Origin of the sequence: Halomonas sp. ND22Bw (genome assembly GCF_003011945.1) — a bacterium.
Taxonomy (GTDB): domain Bacteria; phylum Pseudomonadota; class Gammaproteobacteria; order Pseudomonadales; family Halomonadaceae; genus Halomonas; species Halomonas halophila.
On sequence record NZ_PXWD01000402.1, the window covers coordinates 1 to 345 of the forward strand.

At 70.7% G+C, this 345-nt stretch carries 1 protein-coding gene; it reads left to right on the top strand.

The window, feature by feature from the left end:
- Positions 1-270: hypothetical protein (locus CVH10_RS25845; RefSeq protein ID WP_219924822.1), on the top strand; the 270-nt coding region annotated here is incomplete at its 5' end.
- Positions 271-345 lie beyond the last annotated feature (75 nt).

A 345-nucleotide genomic window follows, 5' to 3' on the forward strand; every position in this document is an offset into this window, starting at 1 on the left:
GCCAACTGCCACACCGTGCAGCACCGCGTGGTGCTGGAGGTCATGTGCGAAGGCCTGGTGCAGGGCCTCAAGGGACAGAACGACGCGATCCGGCAGATGGCGCGCGAGTTGGCCGTGTGGTTCGTCCAGCATGCGCAAACCATGGACGCCGCCCTGGCGTTGCACCTGCGCAGCGTGGGCTTCAATGCGGCCACCGGCGAGGTGCGCTTGCCGCAGGCGCTGCCGGCGGAGGCGGTGCGCGGCTGTGGGTCGGCCGCCTGCGCGACCTGACCTGAACTACAGCCAGGTGCCGCCGCTCGGCATCTGGATCGTCGTCGCCGGGTCGCTGCCGCCGACCAGTGCACC